Source organism: Streptococcus pseudopneumoniae (assembly GCF_001074975.1).
GTDB lineage: Bacteria > Bacillota > Bacilli > Lactobacillales > Streptococcaceae > Streptococcus > Streptococcus pseudopneumoniae_D.
In genome coordinates this window covers 1-241 of record NZ_JUUO01000063.1, presented here as the reverse complement: position 1 = coordinate 241, position 241 = coordinate 1, and the positions used below count along the sequence as shown (strand labels likewise).

Annotated in this window: 1 pseudogene; it reads right to left on the bottom strand. The window is 43.6% G+C overall.

From position 1 onward, the window contains the following. Positions 1-241, bottom strand: a pseudogene (locus ADI86_RS11000) (IS30 family transposase); the annotation flags it as partial.

The following is a 241-nucleotide window of genomic DNA, read 5'->3' as shown; positions in this document are numbered from 1 at the left end:
GGTTAAGACCTTGTCCATCTGATAAAAACTTTCCTTGTTTAGGGGAATTCCCTCTCTGGACTCTCTCAACATAGTCTTGTACTGTTCCTGGGCCTTTTTCGCGTAGTAAAGATAGCGGTTAAAGCCACAATCCGTCCTCTTTTTTAGACAGTTGTTACAGACATAAGGAGCTTTTTTGAGAAGTGGGCAATCCGTGCAATCAGATTTGACGGATGTTGGATGCATGATGCGATTGCGCTTG